We start from the raw sequence: 17544 nt of genomic DNA, 5'->3' as shown, positions 1-17544 counted from the left end.
GCCACCGCTCAAAGCGCCCATCGACCACGCGCCCGACCGTCCGGCGGCGGGCGCATCCGCATCGGTCGGCACCCGATCGACCGCGCTTGCGATACGCTTTGCCATCGGCGGCACTTGCCCGCGCTCGCCGATCATGTCAACTCCAGCGAGGAACGGAGCACGGCACCACATGACTGACGATCGAGACCCATTGACCTATCGCGGCGCCGGCGTCGACATCGACGCGGGCAATGAAATGGTGCGCCTGATCAAGCCGCATGTGCGCTCGACCCTGCGCAAGGGCGCCGACGGCGAGATCGGAGGTTTCGGCGGGCTGTTCGACCTGAAAGCCGCCGGGTTTTCCGATCCGATCCTCGTTGCCGCCAATGACGGCGTCGGCACCAAGCTGAAAGTCGCGATCGACGCCGGCCTGCACGACACCGTCGGCATCGATCTCGTGGCCATGTGTGTCAACGATCTCGTCGTGCAAGGCGCCGAGCCGCTGTTCTTTCTCGACTATTATGCCACCGGCCATCTGAAGCCCGACGAGGGCGCGGCGATCGTCAAGGGTATCGCGGCTGGCTGCCGCCTCGCCGGCTGCGCCCTGCTCGGCGGTGAGACCGCCGAAATGCCGGGGCTTTATGCCGAAGGCGACTACGATCTCGCGGGCTTTGCCGTCGGCGCCGCCGAGCGCGGCACGCTGTTGCCGCAAACCGAAGCGCTTGTCGCCGGCGACGTTATCCTCGGCCTTGCCTCCTCGGGTGTCCATTCCAACGGCTATTCGCTGGTGCGGCGCATCGTCGAACGCAGCGGTCTTGGCTACAGCGATCCCGTCCCCTTCGACAACACCCGCAGCCTCGGCACGGTGCTGCTCGAGCCGACCCGGATCTACGTCCAATCGCTGCTCTCAGCGATTCGCGGCGGGGCCGGGATCAAGGCCCTCGCCCATATCACCGGCGGCGGCTTCGTCGACAACATTCCCCGCGTGTTGCCCGATCATCTTTCCGCCGAGATCGATCTTACGGCCTTCAAACCGCAGCCGGTGTTTTCCTGGCTGCGGGCGGTCGGCGGTGTCGCGACGGACGAGATGCTGCGCACCTTCAATTGCGGTGTGGGCATGATCGTCGTCGTCTCGCAGGCCGACGCGGCCACGGCCTCGGCGCTGCTGCAGGAGGCGGGCGAAACCGTCACCGTCATCGGCCAGATCCAGCCCCGTCATGGCGAGGGCGTGACCTTCACCAGCGACTTGGCGTTCTGATGAGCAAGGTCTCGCGCAAGCGCATCGCCATCTTAATCTCCGGCCGCGGCTCGAATATGAGCGCGATCATCGCCGCCTGCATGGATCCGAGCTTTCCCGGCGAGGTCAAAGCGGTGATCTCCAACCGGCCGAATGCGAAAGGCCTGGAGACGGCGAAACGCTATGAGATCGAGGCGATCGCCGTTGACCAAAAGGCCTATGCCGATCGCCAAGCCCATGAACAGGCGGTGCTGGCAGAACTCGACCGGGTCAAGCCGGACATCATCTGCCTCGCCGGCTATATGCGCCTGCTTTCGGCCGATTTCGTGCGCCGCTTCGAGGGGCGGATGATCAACATTCACCCCTCGCTGCTGCCGCTGTTTCCTGGGCTCGACACCCATGCCCGGGCGCTGGCCGCCGGCATGCGCATTCATGGCTGCACCGTCCATTACGTCACCGAGCGGATGGACGAGGGGCCGATCATCGCTCAGGCGGCGATCCCGATCGAGCCGGGCGACACCGCCGACAGCCTCGCCGATCGGCTGTTGAGGGCCGAGCACCGGCTTTATCCGCATGCGCTGCGGCTGGTGCTCACCGCCCAGGTGCGGATGGTCAACGGCACGGCGGCTGTTTTGCGCAATCCCGAATCGGCCGAGAGGGCCGATGCCGACATTGTCCATGCCGGGGCATCGCCGCAGATTCTGGTCAGCCCGGACGCCCGCCACAGCTGACTGCCGCCAAGCCCGCTGCGGGCTTTTGGCCCGCGCGAAGAGACGACACGGGCAGACCCGAGTCAGCCCGACGACAGACACGCCCGCCCATCCCGCGACGACGACAGACGAGGCCAATATGCCGAAACCGCTCGCCACCGCCCTCCTTCTTCTTTCCACCGCCTTTGCCCTCGGTGCCTGCGCCAGCAGCGCGGACAAGCCGGCGCCGCAGCCAGCAACCGGCATGGCTTTACCGTCGACCGACGGCGTTCAGCCCAATGCCCAGCCCGGCATGGCGCCGCTTCCCCCGCAAGGCGCAGTGCCCGCGCACCCCCTGCCCGCGCCCGACGCGCCGGGGAGCGCCCCCATGGCCGGCATACCCGCCGCCCCCGGCAATGCCGGCGCCGGCACCTGCAACGCCAGCGCCGCCACCTTCCTGGTTGGCCAGCTCGGCACCAGCGTCGCCATCGACCGGGCCCAACAGGCGACCGGCGCCAAAACCGTCCGCATCCTCTATCCCAATCAGCCGATCACCCAGGAATTCATCCCCGGCCGGCTCGACCTCGTCACCGACGAGCAGAACCGCATCACCACCGTCCGCTGCGGCTGATCGAAAGCGATTTTGGCGGGAGCCAGGCTATCCCGCCTGATCCCGTCTCCCCTCGCCGACAGCGATGGCGACGAAAAATCGACCCAAACGCGGCGTGGACTTGCGGGACGGCCGTCACCGTTTATCGACGCGGAATTCCTGGTGGCAGCCTTTACAGTTCTTGGTGACCATGGCGAAGCTCTGGCCGAAGGCCTTGAGATCCTGCGGGTTGGCGTCGAGCGCGGCCTGGGTGTCCTTCTGGTACTTCATGAGCTCGGCCTTGAAGGCGTCCGGCTTATTCCAGATCGCGGGCGCCGCTTCGGTCTTGTTGCCGGTCTTGGAGTCTTCCGGGAAATAGTCGCCGAATTTCATCGCGACTTCATGCATCTGAGTGAAGACCTCCTTGGCCTTATCCGGCGAGAACTCGGCCTGGCCCTTCAGCATCGCAGCGCCCGCCTTGGTTGCCTTGCCGTTTTCCTTCATCAGGTGCTGGCGCTCCTTGATCGCATCGAGATTGGCGGCGATCGCCGGCACCGCAAAGATTGCGGCGATGGCGACGACGAGGGGGGCGAAGGTGAAGGGTCGGGCTGCAGACATGAAGACACTCCTCTCGGCCAAGGAATCAGACGACGGCCGGGTCATCGTTTGGAACGGCTCTACTTTGCGATAATGACGCTGCGGCAGATAGAGCACTCACGAACACGTGTGCGACTGACAAAAAAACGGCCCCGGGATATCCCAGGGCCGTCATCGAAAATTCGGTCGGCATGATCGGATCGAGGTGCCCGAACCGAATCAGGACGCGCCAGTCAAGCGGTCGCCTTCTCGTAGCACTCGAGCACGTAGTCCCAGTTCACCAAGCTGTCGACGAAGGCCGAAAGATATTTCGGCCGAGCGTTGCGGTAGTCGATGTAGTAGGAGTGCTCCCACACGTCGACGCCGAGGATCGGCACGCCGCCGTGGACCAGCGGGTTCTCGCCATTCGGAGTCTTGATGATTTCGAGCTTGCCGCTCTTGACCGCGACCCAGGCCCAGCCCGAGCCGAACTGGCCGGCACCCGCAGCCTCGAAATCGGCTTTGAACTTGTCATAGCCGCCGAGATCGGCGTCGAACGCCTTCTGCAGCTTCTCGGGCAGGCTCTTGCCGCCGCCATTCGGCGTCATCCACTTCCAGAAGTGGATATGATTGTAGTGCTGAGCGGCGTTGTTGAAGAGAGCCTGGTCGGTGCCATAGGACTTCTTCACCACCTCTTCGACGGAGAGATCGGCCATACCGGCCTTTTCGGCCAGCTCATTGCCCTTTGTCACATAGGCGTTGTGGTGCTTGTCGTGATGGAACTCGAGCGTTTCTTTCGACATGTAAGGGCCCAGCGCGTCATAGGCGTAGGGAAGCTCGGGAAGGGTGAAAGCCATCGTCGTCTCCTTCGGTTGAGATTCGTTTGTTTCGGTCGCGGCCGGATCGCAGGACCGGCACCGTTCAGCGCCTTCGCCCCCCGCGGGCTCGACCGATCGTCGAGGTCCGAAACTAGCGCGCGGCCGCCGTTTCGCCAGCGCTCTTTCCGGCAACTTGCGGCGAAATCGCGGGGCCTCAAAAACCGCTCACGCACCGCCCTTGGCAAAGGCCATGTAGGCCTCGCGGGCCTCGCGATAGACCGGCCCCGGCTGCAATTCGCGACCCTCGATGCGATTGACCGGCACGACCTTCGAGTGGTTGCCGGTCGAGAAAATCTCGTCGGCATCCAAAAACTCGGCCACGGAAAGACTTTTTTCAACCACCTCGCGGCCGGCCGCGCGGAGCAGTCCAATCACCCGCTGTCGGGTAATGCCGTTCAGAAAGCAGCCATTCGGCACCGGCGTGTAGACCATGCCATTCTTGACAAAAAAGATGTTCGACGTCCCGGTCTCCGCGACATTGCCCAGCATGTCGAGAACGAGCGCATTCTCGAAGCCGCGCGAGCGTGCCTCGAGGATGGCACGGCCATTGTTGGGATAAAGGCAGCCGGACTTGGCGAGCGTCGGCATCGTCTCGGGCGTCGGGCGGCGGAACGGCGAGACCGTCACCGAGAATCCCGCCGGCGCGATCATCGGCGTCTCATAAAGGCAGAGCGCAAATCGCGTCGATTCCGGATCGGCCGGCACGCTCATATAGCCGCCGTTCTCAGCCCAATACATCGGCCGGATATAGACCGCCGTCTCGCCGGAAAAGCGCTGTAGTCCCTCCCCGACGAGCCGCGCGATTTCGTCGGCGGCGACGGTCGGCTTCAGGCCCAGAGCCGTGGCCGAATGATTGACCCGCGCGCAATGGCGATCAAGATCCGGCGCGACGCCCTCAAACCAGCGGGCCCCGTCGAACACCGTCGAGCCCAGCCAGAACGCATGGCTCTGCGGACCGATCAGCGCCGGGCTGCCGTCGTGCCAGACACCGTCGACGAAGGTGACGGTTCGACGATCTGCTGCTGTGGCATGCGACGACATGGCGTTCCTCCTTCGGGCCCGCACGCCGTCGCGCGACCATGCCCAGCTCTGGCTGGCGGCCCCGGTCGAGACCGCGACGCCGCCTTCGTTCGCCCCGCTTAACGCCCGTTTCCTGACATTTCAATCCACTCTCATATGGCCGCATCGCCGACCTGCTCCATCTTCCCGGCCAGAACCGGGCACCGCACCGAAAGAAGGGGATCAGCGACTTGCCGTCCGTTTACGTCTTCGACGCCTATGGAACGCTGTTCGACACGGGGGCCGCCGTCGCCAAACATGCGGCACGGATCGGCGAAGCCGGACTCGACCTTGCCGAGATCTGGCGGCGCAAGCAGCTGGAATATTCCTGGGTGCGCGGGTTGATGGGCGATTGCAGCCGCAATTTCTGGCAATTGACCGAGGACGCCCTCGACTACGCCTTCGAAAAGACCGGCAACGTCGATCCGGCGCTGCGCGAGCCACTGCTCGAAGCCTATCGCGATCTCGACTGTTACGGCGAAGTCCCTGCGACGCTGCGCACCCTGAAGGAGCGGCAGGCGAAGGTGGCGATCCTGTCCAACGGCTCGCGCGACATGCTCGCCCGGGCGGTGCGCTCGGCTGGGCTTGAAACGCTGGTCGACGACTTGTTCTCGGCGGAAGATTGCGGCCAGTACAAGACGGCGCCGGCAGTCTACGAGTTGATCACCACCCATTTCCGCGTCTATCCGCATGCCGTCTCGTTCCAGTCCTCCAATCGCTGGGACATCGCAGGCGCCAAGCACTTCGGTTTCCAGACGGTCTGGATCAATCGCAAAAGCGAGCCGGACGAATATGTCGACCTCCAGCCGGATGTCGTTCTGCCGGATCTGAAGAACCTGCCAAGCGCGGCCTGACCCAGCCGTAGCGCTCGGGCCCCGAAACCAGCGCTCGCCGGGCTGGACACGGGGCGGTGCAGCGCGGCTGCGGGGCCGTGCGCCAGCACGTGCGGCAATTCCCAAAGTGTAATAGTTTCAACCATCTGTGATGGAGGAACCAAATCCATGACGCAGCGTTGATGTAGATGAAATTGCAAGGACTGGCCCGCAGAATGGCCAATTCCAAGATCAAACAAATGACAAGGCTGGGATAATGAACGACTTCAACGAACGTGGTCTCTCGCGGCGTCGATTTCTGACCGTCGCGGGCCTCGGCGCCGTCGCAACTGTCGCGGGCTGTGCGAGCAGCCCCAATGCACGGATTTCCTCGACGCTGACCGCTTATGCCGACGGTACGCCGAGCGTCGATCCGAAATATCTACAGATGTACGGCCAGATGGTCGACAACGGCATCGTCATTCCGGCAGTCGATCTGCGCCGGGTGCCGGAGCGCTTCTTGCGCCGCGAAGTCGACAATCCAACCGGAGAAAAGCCGGGGACCGTTGTCGTCGACACCACCAACAAGTTCGCCTATCTAACGCTGCCGAACGGTCGGGCGATGCGCTACGGCGTCGGCGTCGGGCGCGAAGGATTCGGCTGGAGCGGCCGCGCCAAGGTTCAGGCGAAGAAGACCTGGCCGACCTGGACGCCGCCCTCGGAAATGATCGGCCGCAAGCCGGAGCTCGCCGAATATGCCGATGGTATGCCGGGTGGCATCATCAATCCGCTCGGTGCCCGCGCCATGTATCTCTTCCAGAACAATCGCGACACATTGTACCGCCTACACGGCTCGCCGGAATACTGGACCATCGGCACGGCCGATTCCTCCGGCTGCATCCGCTTCATGAACCAGGACATCATCGATCTTTACAGCCGCGTTCCCGCCGGAACGCCGGTGGTCGTCCGATCCGGGGCTTACGTCGCCTAAGTCGCGACAGACCGGAACATCGTCGGCAGAAACCAAAGCGGGTGGCTTCGGCCCCCGCTTTCTTCGTGCTCCGGTCAACGAGGCAATTCCATCTGCCGCTACAGCATCGGTCCGAAAATCGGTTCCGATTTTCGGTCAGCACGATAGGGCGTGCGCTTCAGAGAGTGAGAGCGTCCTGTCTGCGTCCGATCGCACGCAGGGCGCCCCTAAGGAACTTTGCTGACCTGCCGGCCGTTGCCCGACGACGCGATCTGGACGGGTTCAATGCAATACGACGTTTCTGCCTTCGACGATCTCGGTGAAACCGGCCTGCACGAGGTCGAAGCCGGCGACTATAAGATCCTGCTTGCCCGCGACGGCGGCAGGGTGCTCGCCACAAGCGCCCATTGCAGCCACAAAGGTGCGCCGCTGAAGAACGGCACCCGTCTCGGCAACAGCGTGATTTGCCCTTGGCACCACGCTTGTTTCGACCTTGAAAGCGGCGATCACACCGAACCGCCGGGCCAAGGCTGCCTCAGCCGGTTCGAGACCGCCGTCGTCGACGGCCGCGTCCTGGTCGAAGTCCCGAAGGACGCCGAAGAGTATCGCCCGGACGTCGCGCCCGGCGAACGCCGATCCGGCGGCGAGCGCATCTTCGCCATTGTCGGCAGCGGCGCGGCCGGCCTTGCCTGCGCGCAAGAACTCGTTCGCCGCGGCTTCGACGGCCGGATCGTGATGTTCGGCGACGAGGGCGAGCCGCCTTATGACCGCACGGCGCTGTCGAAGGCCTATCTGCAAGGCAAGAGCGACGACGAGGATCTCGCCCTTCTCGGCGACGGCGGCCTCGCCGCGATCGGCGTCGAGCGGATCACTGCGGCCGTCGCGCGGATCGACGCCGAGACGCGGACGATCCACTTCGCCGGCGATAGCGGCAAAAGTGAAGGATTGGTCTATGACCGCTGTTTTGCCGCGCCGGGCAGCGAGGCGGCAACGCTGCCGCTTGCCAATGCCGATCTGCCAGGTGTGCTCACCCTGCGCAGCCACGGCGATGCGGCAGCGGTGAAGCGGACTGCGGAGACTGCCGAAGAGATCGTCATTGTCGGCTCGGGTTTCATCGGCATGGAGGCAGCGGCCGCGCTCGTCCAGGGCGGCAAGTCGGTCACGGTCATCGCGCATGAAGCCCTGCCCTTTGCCAGCAAATGGGGTGAGGCGGTCGCCGGTCAGATCGTCGCACAGCACCGAGAAAAGGGCGTGACCATCAAGACCCATGCCCGCGTCGCGGCGATCACGGAAAAGCACGGCCGGCTCGCCGGCGTTCGGCTTGCCAGCGGCGAAGACCTGCCGGCCGATCTCGTCCTCGTCGCCATCGGCGCCAAGCCGCGGCTCTCGATTTTCGGCGAGGATCAGGCGGATGCAATTGCCGTCGGCGCCGATCTCTCCGTCGATGCCAACCTTTACGCCGGCGGCGACGTCGCCAAATTTCCTCTGCACGGACGAGGTTACAGCGCCCGCATCGAGCATTGGCGGGTCGCCGAGCAACATGGCCGCCACGCCGCCCGAGCGATGCTGGGCAAGAGCCCACCATTTACCGGCGTGCCGTTTTTCTGGTCGGCGCAATATGGCCCGATCCATTACGTCGGCCACGCCCAGGAATTCGACAACTGTCACATCGAGGGCGACCTGGAGGCCGGCAGCTACACCGCCTTCTACATCCAGGACGACAAGGTCGTCGCCGCTCTTGGCCGCGGCAAGGCGGATGTTACCGCCGATCTCCACGGCCTGATGATCCTCTCCGGATCGACACCGTCGAAGACGCGCCTCGAAGCCGTCAGCTGGCAGCCGGCCAAGCTGCTTTGAGACTGTCGACCGAAGGCTGCCGGCGCGGCAAACCAGGATGAACTCACCACCAAGTGATCACGGCGCGATGTCACGGCAACAAAAATTTCGCATGGTCGAAACATCGTCCCGCCGCGCCAGGAAAGACCCGCCATGCCGCCTGCCTCATCGTCAAAGCTTCGCGCTCTCGACGACTTGCTGCAGCGGGCTGTCGCGGGCGACGAGACGGCTTATCGACGGTTCCTGACCGAGGCGGCGGTGATCGTTCGGCGGTTCGCGGCGCGGCGCATGCCGCGCCAATCGGCCGGGTTCGATCTGGAAGACCTCGTGCAGGAAATTCTGCTGGCCGTCCATACCAAGCGCCACACCTGGCGGAAGGGCGAACCGGTGGCTCCATGGCTGTTCGCGATCGCCCGTTACAAAGCGATCGACGCCTATCGCCGGCGCGGACGCCGGATCGAGATCGACATCGCCGAAATCGGCGACGTCGTCGACGCTCGGAGCGGCCCTCCGACTGCCGTCAACCGTGATGTCGGCCGGGCACTCGCCTCGCTCAAAGGGCGCCAGCAGGCGGTGGTATCCGCGCTGTCGGTGGAGGGCAAATCGATCCGTGAAACAGCGCGCGAGCTCCACATGAGCGAGGGCGCCGTCAGGGTGGCGTTTCACCGGGGATTGTCTTCGATCGCGAAGACGTTCGGAAGAGTTTGATGCAGACCGATGACTTGATCTTGGATCTGGCAGGACGGGCCGACGAAGACGACGGCGGTTTTGTGCTCCCGCTGTGGAGCGCCGCACTGATCGCGCCGGTGCTCGCGGCGGCGGTGTTCATGGTGCTGCTCGGTCCGCGTCCCGATTTCGTCGCTTCACTCTCGACCCTGCGCTTTGACATGAAGTTCATTGAAGCCGGCCTGTTTGCGTTGACCATGCTCGCGGTGATGGCGGCGCTTGCCCGGCCGGCTCGGCCGTGGCGGCAACGCCTGCGGCTGATCCTCCTGCCGGCATGCGTGCTGCTCGCAGCCATCGGCGTCGAATTGCTGGTGGTGCCAGAAGGGCTGTGGGCGAGCCGGGCAATCGGCCAGAACGCCGGCAACTGTCTGATCGCGATTCCGTCGATCGGCGCGCCGGTGCTCGCCCTCTTCCTGTTCGTCCTGTCGCGCCAGGCGCCGACCCATCCTGCGGTCGCCGGCGCCGTGGCCGGTGCGGCTGCCGCCGGCATCGCCGCCCTGTTTTACGCCGCCCATTGCCCGGACGACTCGCCGCTCTTCGTGGCGCTCTGGTATCCGCTGGCGTCGCTGATCCTCGCCGGCGCCGGCGCTTTTGCCGGCGGCCGCCTGCTGCGCTGGTAAACACAGCTTGGCAGCGATGCTGCGAAAGCATCGGCCCGAAAATCGGAATCGATTTTCGGGCCGATGCGTCAATTCAACGAGTTAGGTTCGTTGTCTTCGCCCCCATCGCGATCGGCTTACGCCGTCCCTTCCGGCTCCATCTGGCCGAAGGGCAGATCGTCGCGAATGCGCGAGAGGAGACCGACGAAGGCACGGGCAAAGCCGTAGAAGCGATCGCCGACCGCGTCGCGATCGGCGACCCGCAGGGCATCCCCCTCGGCATTGAGCACGACGAAATGAATCCGGGCGCGGCCGGCATCGGCCTCGCCAAGATGAATCGCGGCAATTTCGCTGGCGTCTTCGAAGGAGCTGTCGGCGGGCATGGCGAACAACAATTCGCCGCCGACCATCTCGGCCGCGCCGCGCACGCATTCCTCAAAACTGGCTTCGCCAAGGTCGCAGGCGCCGAGCGCCAGTTCGATCTCGACCATCTGCACGCCTTCGCCGGCCTCAAAGATGTCGCCGTTCTGCGCCGCTTGAATCGGCATGGTGAAACTCCCGTTTCTGATCCCTTGTTCGCTTTCTGCCGCTGGGACATGTCCAAACTTTGGCCAAGGCCTGCGGCTGGACAAGCTGACAGGTTTCGTCAGACTGTACCGCAACTTCAAGCAGTGCGGCACACGAAGCGCCGCCGTCGATCGGGAGGAGACGACATGCAAGGGTTGATGCAGCACTGGCCGCTTCTGTGTTCGAAGGTAATTGACCACGCAGCCCATGAGTATCCCTTGCGCGAGGTGGTCAGCCGCTCGGTCGAAGGGCCAATGCATCGCACCAACTATCGCGAGGTGCGCGAGCGGGCTCTGAAAATCGCCCAGCTGTTGGAGCGCGAAGGCTTCGGGCTCGGTGACCGGATCGCCACCATGGCCTGGAACACTTGGCGGCATCTGGAATGCTGGTACGGCATCACCGGGATCGGCGCGATCTATCACACCCTCAATCCGCGACTGTTTCCCGAGCAGATCGCCTGGATCATGAACGACGCCGAAGACAAGCTGTTGTTCGTCGACCTCACCTTCGTGCCGCTGGTCGAAGCGCTCGCGCCGCAGATCGCCAGTCTTGAAAAGGTGATCGTTCTCACCGACGCAGCCCATATGCCCGAGACGACGCTGCCAAATGCCGTTGCCTATGAGGAGTGGCTGAAAGGCGCCGACGGCGATTTCAGCTGGCGAGTGGCGGATGAAAACGTCGCCGCCGGCATGTGCTACACGTCCGGCACCACTGGCCATCCCAAGGGCGTCGTCTATTCCCACCGCTCCAACGTCTTGCATTCGATGATCGCCCAGGCGCCGGACGCCATGGGCCTGTCGTCCGCCGACCGGATGCTGCCGATCGTGCCCCTTTTCCACGCCAACGGCTGGGGAATCGCCCTGACCAGTCCGATGTCCGGCGCGGCGATGGTGATGCCCGGCGCCAAGATGGACGGTGCCTCGATCTACGACATCCTGACGACGGAGCGCGTGACCTTAAGCGCCGCCGTGCCGACTGTCTGGCTGATGCTGTTGCAGCATCTGGAAACATCGGGCGGCGAGTTGCCCGACTTGAAGCGCGTCATCATCGGCGGTTCGGCCTGCCCTCGCCGGGTCACCGAAGCGTTTCAAAATCGCTACGGCGTAAAGGTCATCCATGCCTGGGGTATGACCGAGATGAGCCCGCTCGGAACGCTATGCTCGATCAAACCGGAATATGCCGACCTTGAGGGCGAAGCGCTCCTGGCGCTCGAAGAGAAGCAGGGCTTTGCTCCCTTCGGCGTCGAGATGAAGGTCACCGACGACGCCAATGTCTCCCTGCCCCGCGACGGCCAATCCTTCGGTCGGCTCAAGGTCCGCGGGCCGGCGGTCGCCAAGGCCTATTACAAGAACCAGGGCGCCGAGATGTTCGACGACGACGGCTGGTTCGATACCGGCGACGTCGCCCACATCGATCCCCATGGTTACATGCAGATCACCGACCGGGCCAAGGACGTCATCAAGTCGGGTGGCGAGTGGATCTCGACCATCAAGATCGAAAATCTCGCCGTTGGCCATCCGGGCGTCGCCGAGGCGGCGGTGATTGGCCTGCGCCATCCCAAATGGGACGAGAGGCCGCTGCTCGTCTGCGTGCCGAAGGCGGGCGGCTCGCTCACCAAGGACGACCTGCTCGGCTATCTCGACGGCAAGATCGCCAAATGGTGGATGCCGGACGACGTCGTCTTCGTCGACGAAATTCCCCACACAGCGACCGGCAAGATCCAGAAGACCGCCTTGCGCAAAAACTTCGCCGACTACGTGCTGCCGACGGTCTGATCGCACCGATCGGACATTGATGGCCGGGCGATACCTTCGCGCTGGCGACAAGTTCGGATATGATCGCGAAAACAATTGCGTTCGGGCTGTTTGGATGACGGTGGCATTCGGCAATCTGCCGGTCTGCGGACATTATGAGAAAAAGCGGCTGCGGCTGGCCGGGTTTGCCCGCTGGCTCGGTCTGTTCGCGATCGTCCTCGTTGCCGTCGCCTTCGCCACCTTCCGAATGGGGGGCATCGAATTCAGAGCGCTGGCGGGCCTGCTGCTTCTGTCCGCCGCCCTCGCATTCATCGCCCTCAGCATCGCGATCTACGGCGTGACGCGGGTGTGGTTTGCCGGCCTCCAGGGCGGCGCAAAGGCAATCGGCGCCTTTGCCTTTGCGCTTGTCGCGCTCGTCCCCTTCGGCTTCGCCGCCGATCTCGCCCTCGACAATCCGCGCGCCAACCTCGCTTACACCGAGGGCCTGGAGCCGGATATGGTGGCCGAGATGATCAGCGCCGATGCGCGGCAAATGCCGGGATGGCAGCGCGCGATCAGCGCCGAAGATCCACCAAGCGTCGTCACCGGCCGGCGCTACGGCGCCGCCGCGCCCGAGATCTACAAGGCCGTTCGGCAGGTTCTGGCGGACAAGGGTTGGCCGGTCGATGCGGTCACCGTCGGTGATCCGGACGATCAGACGGCCGCCACGGATTCGGAGAATCTCGGCGTCAGCGGCACCGTCCTTGCGCCAATCCCGACTGCGCGCGCCGAAGCCGAAAAGCTCTCCGAGGCTGACCTCGCCGGCACCCAGGACAGTGATCAATACCGGATCGCCGCGACCGCCCGGGACATTGTGCTGGCCATGCCGAGCACAGTCGAGATCCGCATCGTCCAGGACGGCAACGAAACCTATGTCGACGCGCGCTCCACCTCGCAAAAGATGACGATCGATTTCGGCCAGAACCGGCGCTTTCTGGAAAGCTTCTTCGACGCACTCGACACGGCGCTCGCCGGTCAGGTGTCGATCGCATCGTAGAGCGACAGTATCGGCCCGAAAATCAGAATCGATTTTCGACAAGCAATGATGCGGAGGATCAATCGGAGAGCACGTCCTTTGGACGTCCTGACAAACGCAGGGGGCTTCAGCCTGTCAGACGACGACCAGGAGATAGAGCGTGTCGCCCATCCCGTTGCTGTGCGTCCTGACCCGGCCCTGACTTTGCAGATCGATCAGATGGGCGAGCACCGACAGCCCGGCGGCAGGCACCAGCCGCGGATCGAGATCGGGATAGATCGCCGCAACGATCGCCGGGATCGTACGGTCTCCGGCCTCGAGCCGCTCGACGATCGCGCCTTCGCGCATCACGCGGTGGCGGATCAGCGCCCTGACGAAAGGCACCGGCCGCTCGACCACCCCGCCATGGCCGGGCAGATAGCGGCTGTCACTGCGCTGGAGAAGCTTGCGCAGCGACGCCATGTAATCCTGCATGACGCCGTCCGGCGGGGCGACGACGGGCGTCGACCACGCCATGACGTGATCGCCTGAAAAGACGATGCCCGTGCCCTCCAGAGCGAAGGCCAGATGATCGGAGGCATGGCCGGGGGTGGCAATCACCGTCATCTCGGCGCCGGCGAGACTGAGCTGTTCGCCATCCCGTAAATCATGCGCGAAGACCAGGCCATCGGCGGAGGAGGCGTCGAGCGTCGCGCCGCCGAGCCGCTTCTCGCCCAGAGCAGACACCCGCGGCGCGCCGAGAAGCGGCGCCGAAACCGCCGCGCTGAATGCCGGCGCCAGTGCCGCGTGATCGGCATGGCTGTGGGTCAGAAGCACCGCCTCGACCGTCCGCCCCGCCACAGCGCGGAGCAGCGCATCACGGTGCGCGATATCGGCCGGGCCGGGATCAATGACGAGACATCGCCGCTCGTCGCCGACGACATAGCTGTTGGTGCCCAGAAAGGTCAGCGGCGAGGGATTGTTCGCCGTCACCCGCAACACGCCCAGCGCGAGCGTGATAGCTTGTCCGTAAGCTGGATCGAAAGCAAGGCTGAACTGCGGCTCGCCAGCATCGTCGTGGGAAAGGCTTTGAGGCATAGCGATAGTTCCGATCGCTCCGTTTCGCTTGCCGACCCCTTAGCTCGCCTTCGCCGGCGGATCGGCGAGTTCAAAGACGTCGACGGACAGGCGCTGTTCGTCCGGATCAACCCGGTCGTCGTGGGGCGAGTCGTAAGCCACCAGAAGGCGCGCGCCGGCCTTTTCCTGCAAGATCGCGATGCCTTCTGCATGGTCCGACCCCCGGATCGCCGGCAGATCGAGGATGCGGGTCAGCGCGTCGGCATGATGGACCTGCCGATCGAGGTCGAAATCCTCAACGGCAAACACCGATTGCAGCGCTTCGAGATCGGTGGTTGCGCCGGAAAGGATCAACAGCCGGTCGTCCTGCCAATTCATATCACGAATGCTCTGACCGTTGAGATCGATCGCGTGGAGGGCGTAGCGTTTTCCGTTTTTGAGTTTTTTCGGCTTCAGATAGCCCTTGTCGGTCAGCTTCATATCCATCCGAACAATCATCGCGAAGCCGCCGACCACCGGGCCGCGCAGGCCGAGCAGAACGGTCTCGCCCTTGACCGCAAGCCCTTCGATGTCGAAGCCGTTTTCCTTGCAGGGCAGGTCGATGAAGGGGCCGATCAGCGGATCCTTTTTCAGCATCTTGCGGATCGGCGTCTTTTTCGACACCGTCATCTCGACCATCGCCGCCTGCCGGCCCGGCGTGTCGTCGAGAGGTTCGACGGCATCAACAAGATCGAATACGCCGTTACCGCGATCGAGCAGCGGCACGCGGCCGAGAAAGCCGCGATTGGAGTCCCAGTCGATATCCTCGAAATCCGACAGATCGTCGTCGTCGGGCTCGTCGCGCTTCAACGAATGCGAGCCGCAGATCCACAAATAGCCATCGGCAATCGCGAGGCCCTCGATATCCATCTCGCCGGACGGGCCGTCGGGGAGTTTGAAGCTGCGGCCGAGCACGAAATTGACGTGCTCGCCGGCCGCCTTGCCATTGTCGTCGACCAGAATACGCTCGACCGTCGAGGTCTCGTCACAGGTGCAGAAAATCGAGCGACCAATGACAGCGAGCGATGAGACGTCCTCAAAGATTGGATCATCGACATGGTCGAGCGCCTCGCGCTCGGTGAAGAACAGATCGATCCTGCGCAGCGGTCTGCGATCGAGGGCGAGCGCGGCATCCGCTTCAGCATCGTCCCGGTGGGGAAGATTGGTCGGCCGGGTCTTCGCCATGGCAGTCATATCCTCAAAAAATCCGCCTTGCGGGATCGAACCACACGGTCGTTGCGCCAAACATCGCACCTTGTCACGAAACGGCAAGTCGTGGCGGACCATTGCAGATGCCAAGGCAACGGCCCCATCGCATTGGACGGCCGAGACCGGCCCCGCATTGGGCGCCGCCATGGTTTTTCGGCGGCCGCGCCGTCTTTCTCAAATTCTGACCGACAAGCCTTTATTCGGTTCGTCTGATGATCAGTCAGAAAGCCAAATACGCTTTGAGAGCCCTGCTTGCTTTGGCGCGGGCTGGCGAAAGCGGCGTGGTGAGGTCGCAGATCGCCGCTGGCCAGCGCATGCCGCGCAAGTTTCTCGAACAGATCCGGCTTCACATGAAGCGTTCCGGGCCCGTGCGCAGCCGGCGCGGCAGACTCGGCGGCTCCAATCTTCTTAAACCGGCGGAGGGGATCACTTTCGGCGAGGTGCTGCGGCTGATCGACGGCCCAATCGCGCCCCTCCCCTGCCTCAGCCGCATCGCCTATCGCCGCTGCGAGGATTGCACTGAAGAAGCAACATGCGAGATCCGCAAGGTCTTCGTCCCTGTGGCGCAATCGGCCCGCGAGGTTCTGGATCGCAACACGATCGCCGACGCACTCGCCCGGTCTGATCCCCCGCCTGGGTTGGCGGACCGAGCGCTGCGAGGCGGCCGATCCGTCTCTGTTTTTCTTGATAAAACAATAACCTACAGCATCGGCCCGAAAATCGGAATCGATTTTCGGCCAAGCACGATGCGTCAATTCAAAGGGTGAGGGCGACCTTTCTGCGTCCGGTGGGACGCAGGACGCTCGAAGACAAAATCGCGGGCAAGGCACCGCCGTTGCGGTGACGGCGACGCAGTCCCATGGCAGATGTCTTGACAAATCCCAGTGATTTGGTCGAGATCAATTATCTACTATAATTGTCGATTTAAGGGATAATTCGATGTTCCGTCGTTTCGCGCCGCTTGCCGCCGGCCTCGCCTTGTCTCTGCTCGTTTCGAGCACCGCCATCGCCGAGGCGGCCATGCTCAACGTCTCCTACGACCCGACCCGAGAATTTTATCGCGACTTCAACAAGGCGTTCGAAGCCCAGTGGACGAAGGATGGCCATCAGGCGACCGAGATCCGCATGTCGCATGGTGGCTCGGGAGCCCAGGCCCGCGCGGTGATCGACGGCCTCAATGCCGATGTCGTCACCCTGGCGCTGCAGGCCGATATCGACGCCATCGCCAAAAAGACCGGCAAGATCCCGGCGGACTGGCGCGGCCAGTTGCCCGACAACAACTGCCCTTACACCTCGACGATCGTCTTTCTGGTGCGCAAGGGCAATCCCAAGCACATCAAGGACTGGGACGATCTGACCAAGGGCGACGTTCAGGTCATCACACCCAATCCGAAAACCTCCGGCGGCGCCCGCTGGAATTTCCTTGCCGCCTGGGCCTATGCGCAGCGGAAATATCCTGGCGACGACGGCAAGGTGAAGGCTTTCATGACAAAGCTCTACCAGCATGTCCCCGTCCTCGACACCGGCGCGCGCGGATCGACGAACACCTTCGTCCATCGCGGCATCGGCGACGTGCTGATCGCCTGGGAAAACGAGGCCTATCTCGCCCTACAGAAGCTTGGACCCGGCGAGTTCGAAATCGTCACCCCCTCAATTTCGATCAAGGCCGAGCCACCGGTGGCGCTCGTGCCCGGCAACGCCGACAAGGACGGCAATGCCGAGGTCGCCAAGGCCTATTTGAATTATCTCTATTCGCCGGTCGCCCAGAAGCTTGCCGCTAAGCACTTCTTCCGGCCGTTTCATCCGGACGATGCCGACCCTGAAGACATGACGCGCTTCAAGACGCTCGACCTCGTCACCATCGACGACTTCGGGGGCTGGGCCAAGGCGCAACCGCATTTCTTCGGCGAAGGCGGCGTCTTCGACACGATTTACAAGCCCCAACAATAGGATC

General features: G+C 63.8%; 17 protein-coding genes and 1 pseudogene. 12 read left to right on the top strand and 6 right to left on the bottom strand.

Features of this window, described 5'->3' with window-relative positions:
* The first annotated feature begins 169 nt into the window (after nucleotides 1-169).
* The 3 genes from purM (at nucleotide 170) to J1C48_RS07075 (ending at nucleotide 2536) form a co-directional block, all read left to right on the top strand.
* Nucleotides 170-1237 (top strand): phosphoribosylformylglycinamidine cyclo-ligase, encoded by a 1068-nt coding sequence (purM, locus tag J1C48_RS07085; RefSeq protein ID WP_207257105.1) that lies wholly within the window; start codon nucleotides 170-172, stop codon nucleotides 1235-1237.
* A complete protein-coding gene (gene purN, locus J1C48_RS07080) occupies nucleotides 1237-1947 on the top strand; it encodes a phosphoribosylglycinamide formyltransferase (RefSeq protein WP_207257102.1) in 711 nt (236 codons plus the stop codon). Before purM ends, purN begins: the two co-directional genes overlap by 1 nt.
* Before the next feature lie 118 nt (nucleotides 1948-2065).
* Nucleotides 2066-2536: an I78 family peptidase inhibitor gene (locus tag J1C48_RS07075; RefSeq protein WP_207257099.1), complete on the top strand. Its 471-nt coding sequence runs from the start codon at nucleotides 2066-2068 to the stop codon at nucleotides 2534-2536.
* Between the two features lie 114 nt (nucleotides 2537-2650).
* Here the strand turns inward: J1C48_RS07075 and J1C48_RS07070 are convergent, their stop codons facing one another.
* The 3 genes from J1C48_RS07070 to J1C48_RS07060 form a co-directional block, all read right to left on the bottom strand.
* The gene (locus J1C48_RS07070; RefSeq protein WP_207257097.1) at nucleotides 2651-3112 is read right to left on the bottom strand and encodes a c-type cytochrome; all 462 of its coding nucleotides are present in this window, start codon (nucleotides 3110-3112) and stop codon (nucleotides 2651-2653) included.
* A 212-nt stretch (nucleotides 3113-3324) separates the two neighbouring features.
* A complete protein-coding gene (locus J1C48_RS07065) occupies nucleotides 3325-3927 on the bottom strand; it encodes a superoxide dismutase (RefSeq protein ID WP_207257095.1) in 603 nt (200 codons plus the stop codon).
* 186 nt (nucleotides 3928-4113) lie between these two features.
* On the bottom strand, nucleotides 4114-4989 hold the full coding sequence (locus J1C48_RS07060) for a branched-chain amino acid aminotransferase (protein WP_207257092.1): 876 nt from the start codon (nucleotides 4987-4989) through the stop codon (nucleotides 4114-4116).
* Between the two features lie 209 nt (nucleotides 4990-5198).
* On the opposite strand from J1C48_RS07060, the gene J1C48_RS07055 reads away from it, so the two are divergent.
* From J1C48_RS07055 to J1C48_RS07035, 5 genes are all read left to right on the top strand, one after another.
* Entirely contained in the window at nucleotides 5199-5861 is a 663-nt protein-coding gene (locus J1C48_RS07055; protein WP_207257091.1) for a haloacid dehalogenase type II, read from the top strand.
* A gap of 235 nt (nucleotides 5862-6096) precedes the next feature.
* The gene (locus tag J1C48_RS07050) at nucleotides 6097-6810 is read left to right on the top strand and encodes a L,D-transpeptidase (protein WP_207257087.1); all 714 of its coding nucleotides are present in this window, start codon (nucleotides 6097-6099) and stop codon (nucleotides 6808-6810) included.
* A 264-nt stretch (nucleotides 6811-7074) separates the two neighbouring features.
* Entirely contained in the window at nucleotides 7075-8646 is a 1572-nt protein-coding gene (locus J1C48_RS07045; RefSeq protein ID WP_207257085.1) for an FAD-dependent oxidoreductase, read from the top strand.
* 132 nt (nucleotides 8647-8778) lie between these two features.
* Complete coding sequence (locus J1C48_RS07040; protein ID WP_207257084.1) at nucleotides 8779-9333, top strand: sigma-70 family RNA polymerase sigma factor; 555 nt, start codon at nucleotides 8779-8781, stop codon at nucleotides 9331-9333.
* On the top strand, nucleotides 9333-9971 hold the full coding sequence (locus J1C48_RS07035; RefSeq protein ID WP_207257083.1) for an NrsF family protein: 639 nt from the start codon (nucleotides 9333-9335) through the stop codon (nucleotides 9969-9971). The genes J1C48_RS07040 and J1C48_RS07035 overlap by 1 nt, the downstream gene beginning before the upstream one ends.
* 116 nt (nucleotides 9972-10087) lie before the next feature.
* Here the strand turns inward: J1C48_RS07035 and J1C48_RS07030 are convergent, their stop codons facing one another.
* Complete coding sequence (locus J1C48_RS07030; RefSeq protein WP_207257079.1) at nucleotides 10088-10498, bottom strand: hypothetical protein; 411 nt, start codon at nucleotides 10496-10498, stop codon at nucleotides 10088-10090.
* Between the two features lie 165 nt (nucleotides 10499-10663).
* Between J1C48_RS07030 and J1C48_RS07025 the strand changes: the two genes are divergently transcribed.
* Nucleotides 10664-12292, top strand: a complete 1629-nt coding sequence (locus tag J1C48_RS07025) for a long-chain-fatty-acid--CoA ligase (RefSeq protein ID WP_207257078.1) — start codon at nucleotides 10664-10666, stop codon at nucleotides 12290-12292.
* A gap of 94 nt (nucleotides 12293-12386) precedes the next feature.
* Nucleotides 12387-13307, top strand: coding sequence for a DUF1499 domain-containing protein (locus tag J1C48_RS07020; RefSeq protein WP_207257077.1), 921 nt, complete (start codon nucleotides 12387-12389; stop codon nucleotides 13305-13307).
* A gap of 114 nt (nucleotides 13308-13421) precedes the next feature.
* Here J1C48_RS07020 and J1C48_RS07015 read toward each other — a convergent pair whose 3' ends face one another.
* Both J1C48_RS07015 and J1C48_RS07010 read right to left on the bottom strand, forming a co-directional pair.
* Nucleotides 13422-14363, bottom strand: coding sequence for an MBL fold metallo-hydrolase (locus tag J1C48_RS07015; protein ID WP_207257076.1), 942 nt, complete (start codon nucleotides 14361-14363; stop codon nucleotides 13422-13424).
* Nucleotides 14364-14402: 39 nt separating this feature from the next.
* On the bottom strand, nucleotides 14403-15566 hold the full coding sequence (locus tag J1C48_RS07010) for a DUF3616 domain-containing protein (protein WP_207257075.1): 1164 nt from the start codon (nucleotides 15564-15566) through the stop codon (nucleotides 14403-14405).
* Between the two features lie 236 nt (nucleotides 15567-15802).
* Here J1C48_RS07010 and J1C48_RS07005 point away from each other — a divergent pair.
* Nucleotides 15803-16201: pseudogene (locus tag J1C48_RS07005) on the top strand (Rrf2 family transcriptional regulator); the annotation flags it as partial.
* 328 nt (nucleotides 16202-16529) lie between these two features.
* A complete protein-coding gene (locus J1C48_RS07000) occupies nucleotides 16530-17540 on the top strand; it encodes a sulfate ABC transporter substrate-binding protein (RefSeq protein WP_207257073.1) in 1011 nt (336 codons plus the stop codon).
* Nucleotides 17541-17544: the final 4 nt, after the last annotated feature.

Origin of the sequence: Jiella flava, from assembly GCF_017349315.1 — a bacterium.
In the GTDB taxonomy this organism is placed as follows: Bacteria; Pseudomonadota; Alphaproteobacteria; order Rhizobiales; family Rhizobiaceae; genus Jiella; species Jiella flava.
Note: the sequence above shows the minus strand (reverse complement) of the source record. Positions and strands in the feature narration are given on the sequence as shown.

Bases quoted from the DNA above. Each gene is read 5' to 3' on its own strand.
- purM (WP_207257105.1), top strand. From the start codon at position 170: ATGACTGACGATCGAGACCCATTGACCTATCGCGGCGCCGGCGTCGAC.
- purN (WP_207257102.1), top strand. From the start codon at position 1,237: ATGAGCAAGGTCTCGCGCAAGCGCATCGCCATCTTAATCTCCGGCCGC.
- J1C48_RS07075 (WP_207257099.1), top strand. From the start codon at position 2,066: ATGCCGAAACCGCTCGCCACCGCCCTCCTTCTTCTTTCCACCGCCTTT.
- J1C48_RS07070 (WP_207257097.1), bottom strand. From the start codon at position 3,112: ATGTCTGCAGCCCGACCCTTCACCTTCGCCCCCCTCGTCGTCGCCATC.
- J1C48_RS07065 (WP_207257095.1), bottom strand. From the start codon at position 3,927: ATGGCTTTCACCCTTCCCGAGCTTCCCTACGCCTATGACGCGCTGGGC.
- J1C48_RS07060 (WP_207257092.1), bottom strand. From the start codon at position 4,989: ATGTCGTCGCATGCCACAGCAGCAGATCGTCGAACCGTCACCTTCGTC.
- J1C48_RS07050 (WP_207257087.1), top strand. From the start codon at position 6,097: ATGAACGACTTCAACGAACGTGGTCTCTCGCGGCGTCGATTTCTGACC.
- J1C48_RS07045 (WP_207257085.1), top strand. From the start codon at position 7,075: ATGCAATACGACGTTTCTGCCTTCGACGATCTCGGTGAAACCGGCCTG.
- J1C48_RS07040 (WP_207257084.1), top strand. From the start codon at position 8,779: ATGCCGCCTGCCTCATCGTCAAAGCTTCGCGCTCTCGACGACTTGCTG.
- J1C48_RS07035 (WP_207257083.1), top strand. From the start codon at position 9,333: ATGCAGACCGATGACTTGATCTTGGATCTGGCAGGACGGGCCGACGAA.
- J1C48_RS07030 (WP_207257079.1), bottom strand. From the start codon at position 10,498: ATGCCGATTCAAGCGGCGCAGAACGGCGACATCTTTGAGGCCGGCGAA.
- J1C48_RS07025 (WP_207257078.1), top strand. From the start codon at position 10,664: ATGCAAGGGTTGATGCAGCACTGGCCGCTTCTGTGTTCGAAGGTAATT.
- J1C48_RS07020 (WP_207257077.1), top strand. From the start codon at position 12,387: ATGACGGTGGCATTCGGCAATCTGCCGGTCTGCGGACATTATGAGAAA.
- J1C48_RS07015 (WP_207257076.1), bottom strand. From the start codon at position 14,363: ATGCCTCAAAGCCTTTCCCACGACGATGCTGGCGAGCCGCAGTTCAGC.
- J1C48_RS07010 (WP_207257075.1), bottom strand. From the start codon at position 15,566: ATGGCGAAGACCCGGCCGACCAATCTTCCCCACCGGGACGATGCTGAA.
- J1C48_RS07000 (WP_207257073.1), top strand. From the start codon at position 16,530: ATGTTCCGTCGTTTCGCGCCGCTTGCCGCCGGCCTCGCCTTGTCTCTG.